The 8,371-nt window shown below is 76.7% G+C and carries 7 protein-coding genes; 6 read left to right on the top strand and 1 reads right to left on the bottom strand.

Features of this window, described 5'->3' with window-relative positions:
- Window positions 1-128: 128 nt before the first annotated feature.
- The 6 genes from ACRYR9_RS13660 (at window position 129) to trmB (ending at window position 7,847) form a co-directional block, all read left to right on the top strand.
- Window positions 129-971, top strand: a complete 843-nt coding sequence (locus ACRYR9_RS13660) for an EamA family transporter (RefSeq protein ID WP_432499107.1) — start codon at window positions 129-131, stop codon at window positions 969-971.
- A gap of 84 nt (window positions 972-1,055) precedes the next feature.
- Window positions 1,056-3,365: a putative bifunctional diguanylate cyclase/phosphodiesterase gene (locus tag ACRYR9_RS13655; RefSeq protein ID WP_432499104.1), complete on the top strand. Its 2,310-nt coding sequence runs from the start codon at window positions 1,056-1,058 to the stop codon at window positions 3,363-3,365.
- Window positions 3,362-4,423, top strand: coding sequence for a GNAT family N-acetyltransferase (locus ACRYR9_RS13650; RefSeq protein ID WP_432540197.1), 1,062 nt, complete (start codon window positions 3,362-3,364; stop codon window positions 4,421-4,423). The genes ACRYR9_RS13655 and ACRYR9_RS13650 overlap by 4 nt, the downstream gene beginning before the upstream one ends.
- Before the next feature lie 70 nt (window positions 4,424-4,493).
- A complete protein-coding gene (locus ACRYR9_RS13645) occupies window positions 4,494-5,522 on the top strand; it encodes an LLM class flavin-dependent oxidoreductase (protein WP_432497103.1) in 1,029 nt (342 codons plus the stop codon).
- 205 nt (window positions 5,523-5,727) lie between these two features.
- On the top strand, window positions 5,728-7,104 hold the full coding sequence (locus tag ACRYR9_RS13640; protein ID WP_432497114.1) for a sugar porter family MFS transporter: 1,377 nt from the start codon (window positions 5,728-5,730) through the stop codon (window positions 7,102-7,104).
- Window positions 7,105-7,118: 14 nt separating this feature from the next.
- Window positions 7,119-7,847, top strand: coding sequence for a tRNA (guanosine(46)-N7)-methyltransferase TrmB (trmB, locus tag ACRYR9_RS13635; RefSeq protein ID WP_432497101.1), 729 nt, complete (start codon window positions 7,119-7,121; stop codon window positions 7,845-7,847).
- Here the strand turns inward: trmB and ACRYR9_RS13630 are convergent.
- Window positions 7,811-8,371 carry a metallophosphoesterase family protein gene (locus ACRYR9_RS13630; RefSeq protein WP_432497098.1) on the bottom strand — a complete coding sequence of 187 codons (561 nt, stop codon included), beginning with the start codon at window positions 8,369-8,371 and terminating at the stop codon, window positions 7,811-7,813. The two genes, trmB and ACRYR9_RS13630, sit on opposite strands and share 37 nt — an antisense overlap.

Below are 8,371 nucleotides of genomic sequence, written 5' to 3'. Positions count from 1 at the left end.
CTCGAGGGGTCGGCACCCGGGCTCCAGCACGTCGGTGCGGTCAAGGGCACGCCCGCAGGCGCCGACACCTCGACCGTGACCCGCGACCCCGCCCCCACCCGGCCGCACCGCACCCGCGGGGTGCGGGCGTGAGCGTCGCGCTGGCGCTGCTCGCCAGCGCGCTGTGGGGAACCTCCGACTTCCTCGGCGGCACGGCCAGCCGCCGCCTGCGCGCCGTGCAGGTCCTCGCCGTCTCACAGGTCCTCTCCTGCGCGGTGCTGCTCGCCGTGCTGGGCAGCGGCGTCGGCAGCGGCACGGCGGGCCCGGCGAGCGCCTGGCTGGGTTGGTCGCTGCTCGCGGGCCTGACCTGGGCGGGCGCGATGGCCGCCCTCTACACGGCCCTGGCGCGCGGCACGATGGGCGTGGTCGCCCCCATCGCCGCCGGTGGCACGGTGCTCCCCGTGCTGCTGGGCCTGGCCGCCGGTGAACGACCCGCCCCGCTGCAGCTGGTCGGCGTCGCCGTCGCGTTCGCCGGCGTCGTGCTGTCCGCCGGCCCGGACCTGCGCGCCGGCTCGCGCAAGCAGGGTGCCGCCGTGGCGCTGGCCCTGCTGGCCGCGGTGCTGTTCGGGGTGGAGATCTGGGCGCTGGCGCGCGGCAGCGCCGCCTCGGTGCCGGCGACCCTGCTGGGCATGCGCGTCACGTCCGCCGCCCTCGTCGTCGTCGCCGCCCTCTCGCGCAGGGGCGCGGAGCGGGTCGGCCCCCGCGACCTGCCGCCGCTGCTGGCGCTGGGCCTGCTGGACCTGGCCGCCACCGCCGCCTACGCCGTGGCCTCCCGGGGCGCGCTCGTCAGCGTCGTGGCCGTGCTGGCCTCCCTCTACCCCGCGGTCACCGTGGTGCTGGCGCGGCAGGTGCACGGTGAGCGGTTGCGGCCGGTGCAGGCCGCCGGCGTGGTGGCCGTCCTCGCCGGAGCCGTCGTCACCGCCCTCGGCTGATCCGCGGTCCTCCACCCGTTCGGGTGGTCCAGCTCGACCGTTGCGGCGCCGAACAACCTCCTGACGATCGAGCAGGAGGTTGACGTGACCCGACCGGTCCCGGCAGGTGCGACGGCTGGGCGCCGCGGACCGCGTTCCGCGGCGCTGCAGGCCGGCCTGCTGCTGCCACCGCTGGTGTTCATCACCTCGACGATCCCCGGGGTGCGCCCGCAGGAGGGCTACGAGTTCCTCCTGGACGGCGTCCTGAACAACCTCGCCTACGCGAGCGCGGCGCTGCTGTGCCTGGTGCGGGCGTGGCGCTCGCCCGCCGGGCGCACCGGTTCGCTCTTCCTGGCGGCGGGATTGGCGCTGTACGGCTCCGGCAACGTGTTCTGGACGTTCATCGTGCGGCCGATGGCCGACCCGCCGTACCCGTCGGGGTCCGACGCGCTGTTCCTGTCGTTCTACCCGCTGGCGTTCGCCGCACTGGTGCTCGCGGCGCAGCGCCGCGACGGCCGCTCCACCGGGACGCTGTGGCTGGACGGCCTCGTCGCCGGCCTGGCCGTGGGTGCGGGCGCCGCCGCGGCCGTCGTCGGCACCATCCTCGAGGTGCCCGGCCAGGGGTGGGCCGCCGTCGCGGTGACCACCGCCTCCCCGCTGCTGGACCTGGTGCTGCTGGTCCTGCTGGCCGCGGTGCTGTCCATGCACGGCTGGCGCCCGCCCACGGGGTTGTGGCTGCTGGCCGCCGGGCTGGTGCTGTTCGTGCTGGCCGACCTCAGCTACCTGTTCCACACCGCGGAGGGCACCTACGTCTCCGGGCGGCTCACCGACGGGGTGTGGGTCCTGGGCGTGGTGCTCATGGGCCTGGCGCCGGGTTGGCCCGACGGGCGGGCCGGGTTCCGGATCCCCCGCTGGGCGGTCCTGGCGATCCCGCTGCTGTCCACGGCGCTGGCGCTGGCCGTGCTCGTGAGCGACCACGTGCTGCACCTGCACCCCGTGGCGATCGGCCTGGCCGCGGCCACCGTGACGGCCGCGCTCGGCCGCCTGCTGCTGACCTTCCGCGAGGTCGCCAACCTCGCCGAGAGCCGTGAACTGGCGCTCACCGACGAGGTGACGCACCTGGGCAACCGCCGCGCCCTGTACCGCGCGGTGGAGGACGTGGCCCGCACGCGCGGCACCGCCCCGGTCGGCCTGGTCCTGCTGGACCTCGACCGGTTCAAGGAGGTCAACGACAGCCTCGGCCACCACGCCGGCGACGAGCTGCTGCGCGCCGTGGGCGAGCGGCTGGCGCGGTTCGGGCGGGACAACGGCACCCGCGAGGTGGTGCGGCTGGGGGGTGACGAGTTCGCGCTGCTGCTCGCTGCCGGCGGCACCGCGGCCGAGCTCGTCGCGGCGGGGGTGCACGAGGTGCTGCGGGCGCCGTTCCCGGTGGAGGGCCTGCAGGTGCGGGTGCGGGCCAGCATCGGCATCGCCGTGCTGCCCGCGCGGTCGCTGGACGCCTCCGCGCTGCTGCGCCGGGCGGACGTGGCGATGTACCGCGCCAAGAGCCGCGGGCTGGGCACGTTCACCTACGACGTGGACGCCGACGAGTTCGCCTCCGGCGACCGGCTGGCCACGGCCGAGCTGCTGCGGGAAGCCGTCGAGCAGCGCACCCTCACGCTGCACTACCAGCCCAAGGTGGACACCGCCACGGGCGCCGTGGGCAGCGTCGAGGCGCTCGTGCGCTGGCACCACCCGACGCGGGGGCTGCTGTTCCCCGACGCGTTCCTGTCGATCGTCGAGGGCGCCGGGCTCATGGAGGAGATGACCACCGCCGTCCTGGAGCAGGCCCTGGACCAGGCCCGCGACTGGCACCGGGCGGGTCGCCCGCTGGCGGTGGCCGTGAACCTGTCCGCGTCCTCCCTGGCGGACCCGCGCCTGCCCGACCGCGTCCAGCACCTGCTGGCCGAACGGGGGGTGCCGGCGCACCTGCTGGAGATCGAGATCACCGAGGACTTCCTCATGGCCGACCGCGAGCGCGCCGAGGTCATCCTCGACGGCCTGCGCCGCCGCGGCGTGCGGGTCGCCGTCGACGACTACGGCACCGGGTACTCCTCGCTGGCGTACCTGCGCCAGCTGCCCGTGGACGACCTGAAGCTGGACAGGTCCTTCGTCACCGACCTGGCCTCGGACCCCAAGGCCCTCGCGATCGTGCGCTCCACGATCATGCTGGCGCACTCGCTGGGGCTCCGGCTGGTCGCCGAGGGCGTCGAGGACGAGGCGACGTGCCGGGAGCTGGCCGACGCCGGGTGCGACGTCGTGCAGGGCTGGTACTACAGCAAGGCCCTGCCCGCCGTGGAGCTGGACGCCTGGCTCTCCCGGCACCGCTCGGCCACCGTCGCGGCGGCCGCGTCCGGCACGGGGGTGGCGGGGTGAGCGTCCTCGCGCACGTCCCGGCCCCGTCCACCGGGGTGCTGCCCGATCGGCGCACGAGCGCACCCGCCGGCGCGACCGGACGGGTGGAGGGGGCGGCGGGCGTGGCCGCCGCCCTGCCCGAGGTGGAGGAGCTCGCCCTCGCCACGGGGCAACCGCTGACGGCGCGGCTGCCGTGGTGGCGCGCCCGCCTGGCGGTGCAGCCGGCCGCCGCGCCGTGGGCCGTGACGGTGCGCGACGCCGCCGGGCACCTGCGCGCCGCGGCGGTCCTGGTGGACGGGCCCTCCCCCGCCGCCCCGGGCGCCCGCCGCACCGCGCTGGCCTCCGGCGGCGGCGGGTACCTCGCCGGTGTCGCCGCCGCGGGTGCGGCCGAGGCGGTCGAGCTGGGCCGGGCGCTGGCCGCCGGTGCCGTCGCCCGCGGCACCCTCCTGGACCTGGAGGACCTGCCCGACGACGTCACCACCCGCGCCCTGGCCGCGGGCGCCGGCGCCCGCGTGCACCCGCTGGCCCCCGTGCCCGTGCTGCACCGCCCCGACGCCGGTGAACCCGTGGCGCTGCTCAGCCACGGGACCCGCAAGACGCTGCGCAAGTCCCGCAACCGCCTCACCACCGACGGCGTGGTGCCCCGGCTGCGCTTCACGTCCGACCCGGCGGACCTGGAGGTCGCGCTGCCCGACCTGGAGAGCACCCACCGGGACCGCGACGACGCCCACGGCCTGCCGTGCGCGCTGGACGACCCCACCGGGCGGGCCGCGTGGCTGGCGCGCCTGCGCGCGCTGTCGGCGGCCGGGTCGCTGGAGGTCGCCACGCTGCACCTGGACGACGAGCTCGCCGCGTACGTCCTCGGGGTGCGCGACGGCGACGCGTACGGCGTGCTGGAGGGGTGCTTCCGCACCCGCTTCGCGCGCTACGCGCCGGGTCGGCTGCTGGAGTTCTGCGTGCTGGACCGGGCGCTGCGCACCGACGGGGTGCGGTTCCTGGACTGGATGACCGGGGTCGCGCCCGAGACGCTGCTGGCGGCGGACGCCGCCCGGGCCCGCGTGGCGGTGCGCCGGGTCTGACGCGGCGCGCGTGCGCCCGGGCCGGTACCGGCCGGTGGAACGGGCGCCGCACCGCCGCCGTTGCCCGTTCGTGCCGCCCGAGACGCCCCCCGACGTGCCGCTGTCCGTGCTGGACCTGTCCCCCGTGCCCTCGGGGACTCCGGCGTCGGCCGCCCTGCGCCGCACGCTCCAGCTGGCCCGCGCGGCCGAGCGGTTCGGCTACCACCGGTACTGGCTGGCCGAGCACCACAACGTCCCCTCCGTCGCGAGCTCGGCGCCCGAGGTGCTCATCGCCGCCGTGGCCGGCGCGACCACCACCCTGCGCGTCGGAGCCGGGGGGATCATGCTGCCGAACCACGCGCCCCTGAAGGTGGCCGAGACGTTCCGGGTGCTGGCGGCGCTGCACCCGGGGCGCATCGACCTCGGGCTGGGCCGCGCCCCCGGCACCGACGGGCGCACCGCCCTGGCGCTGCGCGGCACCCGCGAACCGCACCGCGGCGACGACTTCGCGCAGCGGTACGCCCAGCTGCTCGGCCACGCCGACGGATTCCCCGCCGGGCACCCGCTCGCCGGGGTGCGGGCCGTGCCCGCCGACGTGCCGCTGCCGCCGGTGTGGGTGCTCGGCTCGAGCGAGCACGGTGCGCACGCCGCGGCCGCGCTGGGCACCGGGTACGCCTACGCCGCGCACTTCGGCACCGCCGACCCCGCCACCGTGCTGCGCACCTACCGGGAGGGTTTCCGGCCCTGCGCGCAGCGGTCCCGGCCGCACGCCGTCCTGGCCGTCGGCGCGATCGTCGCGGACGACGACGAGCGGGCCCGGGCGCTGCTGCGCGCGCAGCAGCTGGCCGCGGCGCACCTGCGGCTGGGCCGCCCGGGTCCGCTGCCCAGCCCCGAGGAGGCCGCCGCCCACGCGTGGACGGCCGCCGAGCGCCACGTCGCCGACGGCGCCACCGGCGTGGTGCTCGCCGGCACCCCCGGCGACGTCGCCGGCCGCCTGCGGGAGCTGGTGCGCACCACGGGGGCCGACGAGCTGATGGTGGTGACGCAGGTGCACGACCACGCCGAGCGGGAACGCTCCCACGAGCTGCTGGCGCGGGAGTGGGGGACGCACCCGGGGTGAGCGGGCGGGGTCGGCGGGACGGCTCGACGGGCGGCGGGTGACGGCCGGTGCTTGTCTGGGGACGGTCCAGCCGCGGGCCCGCGCACCCACCCCGACGTCGGAGGAAACCATGGCTGAGCCCGGAGCGCACGGGAGGACCCCGTCCGGTGGCAGCGGCACCGGGACCGGTACGACGGGCGGCGACGGCGCCGGCCTGACCGGCGCGGTGGTGGTCGTCGCCCTGGTCTCGGCGATCTCGGGGCTGCTGTACGGCTACGACACCGGCATCATCTCCGGCGCCCTGCTGCAGATCAGCGACGAGTTCACCATCGGCAACGGCTGGGAGCAGGTGATCGCGGCCTCGATCCTCGCCGGTGCTGTGATCGGTGCGCTGGTGTGCAGCCGCCTGAGCGAACGGCGCGGCCGCCGCGGCACCCTGCTGGTCGTCGCGGTCGTGTTCGTGGTCGGCACGATCGGCGCCTCGCTGGCGCCGGACCCCGTCACGCTGTCGCTGGCGCGCCTGGTGCTCGGCTTCGCCGTCGGCGGCGCCACCCAGACCGCCCCGGTGTACGTGGCCGAGCTGGCGCCGACGAAGTACCGCGGCCGCCTGGTGCTGTGCTTCCAGATCGCCATCGGCGTCGGCATCCTGACCGCCACGATCGTCGGCGCCAGCCAGAGCGTCGACTGGCGCTGGGCGATCGGTGCGGCCGCGGTCCCCGCGGCGCTGATGCTCGCGCTGATGCTGCGCCTTCCCGAGAGCCCGCGCTGGCTCGTGAAGGCCGAGGAGGTCGAGCGCGCGCACCGCTCGCTCGAGCGCGTGCGCCCCCGCGGTGCCGACGTCACGGGTGAGCTGGACGAGATCGGCGAGCTGGTGCACGCCGAGCGGGAGGCGAGCACCCGCGGCTGGCGGGGGCTGCGGGAGGCGTGGGTGCGCCCGGCGCTGGTCGTCGGGTGCGGTCTGGCGATCTTCACCCAGCTGTCCGGCATCGAGATGATCGTCTACTACTCGCCGACGATCCTCACCGACAACGGCTTCTCCGACAGCACGGCGCTGCGCGTCTCGGTCGCCCTCGGTGCGACGTACCTGATCACCCAGCTCATCGGGCTGGCGATCATCGACCGGGTGGGCCGGCGTCGGCTGACCCTGCTGACCCTGCCGTGCGCAGCCCTGGCGCTGGTGGTGCTGGGCACCTTCTTCGTCACGGGCAACAGCGGCAGGGAGCAGGTGCCGTACATCGTCGCCACGCTCGTGGCGTTCATGGCCTTCACCGCGGGCGGCATCCAGCTGATGGGCTGGCTCACCGGCTCCGAGATCTACCCGCTGGCCACCCGCTCGGCCGGCGCCGCGGCGCAGTCGGCCTCGCTGTGGGGCACGAACCTGCTCATCACCCTGACGCTGCTGAGCCTCATCGACACGATCGGCACCGGTCAGACCTTCTGGCTGTACGCGGCGTTCAACGTCGTCGCGTTCGTCTTCCTGTACCGGAAGATGCCCGAGCTGACCGGCCGCAGCCTGGAGCAGATCGAGGGGCAGCTCTCGCGCGGCCGCTTCCGGCCCGCCGACTTCGCCGAGCCCCACCGGGACGGCGCCGCCGCCCGCTGACCGATGATGGGGCGGTGACCCCCCGCCCCGACACCGCGGACGACACGCTGCGCTCCTACAAGCTGCGCCGCGGCCGCACCGGCGCCACCCGGCTGCAGGCCCTGGCGGAGCACCGGGCCCGGTTCGCCGTCCCCGACGGCGACGGCCCCCTGGACCTGTCCGCGCTGTTCGGGACCACGGCCCCGGTCGTGCTGGAGATCGGGTTCGGCACGGGCGGCACCACCCTGGCCATGGCCGCCGCCGACCCCGGCACCTGCGTGCTGGCCGCCGACGTGCACACCCCCGGGGTCGCCGCGCTGGTGGCCGGCCTGCACGAGCAGGACCTGGGCAACGTGCGGGTGCTCGAGGGCGACGGCCGCCTGCTCCTGCGGGAACGGATCGCCCCGGGCAGCCTGGCCGGGGTGCGGGTCTACTTCCCCGACCCCTGGCCCAAGGCCCGCCACCACAAGCGCCGCCTGCTCGACGCCGCCTTCGCGGCGCTGGTGGCCGACCGGCTGGCCCCCGGCGGGCTGCTGCACTGCGCCACCGACTGGGAGCCCTACGCGCAGCAGGTCGCCGCCGTGCTGGACGCCGAACCGGGGCTGGTGCTCCAGGAGGTCCGGCACGAGCGGCCGCCCTGGCGCCCGCTCACCCGCTTCGAGGCTCGGGGCCTGGCCCGCGGGCACGTGGTCACCGACCTGCTGGCCCGGCGACCCGGCACCCCCGCTCAGCCCCGCAGCCCCGATCCGCTCGCGGGCCGCTGACGCGGAGGCAGGGCGTGCAGCCGCACGTCGTGCAGCCGCCCGTGGGCGGCGGTCAGGGTCGCGTACGTGCACGCCGGCTGCCGCCGGCGGTCCGTCGGCGAGCCGGGGTTCAGCAGCCGCACGCCCGCCGGTGTCGTGGTGTCCCACGGCACGTGGGAGTGCCCGAAGACCAGCACGTCCAGCTCCCCCGCCCACCGGGCGTCGCAGCGCCGTTCCCGGCCGGGCGCCGCGCCCGTCTCGTGCACCACCCCGAAGCGAAGCCCGCCGCAGGTGAACGCGGCGAACTCGCCCAGGTGCCGGCGCACGTCGGGGCCGTCGTTGTTGCCGGCGACGCCCACCAGCCGGCGGGAGCGCTCGCGCAGCGCCAGGACGGTGGCCTCGTCGACCCAGTCGCCGGCGTGCACGACGACGTCCGCGGCCTCCACCGCGGCCCACACCTGCTCCGGCAGCTCCTTCGCCCGCCGGGGCAGGTGGGTGTCCGCCAGCAGCAGCACCCGCTGCGGCTGCTGCTGCTCGGCGGGCAC

Source organism: Kineococcus auxinigenes (assembly GCF_050871525.1).
Classification (GTDB): Bacteria; Actinomycetota; Actinomycetes; order Actinomycetales; family Kineococcaceae; genus Kineococcus.
This window is presented reverse-complemented; position numbering and strand designations above follow the sequence as displayed.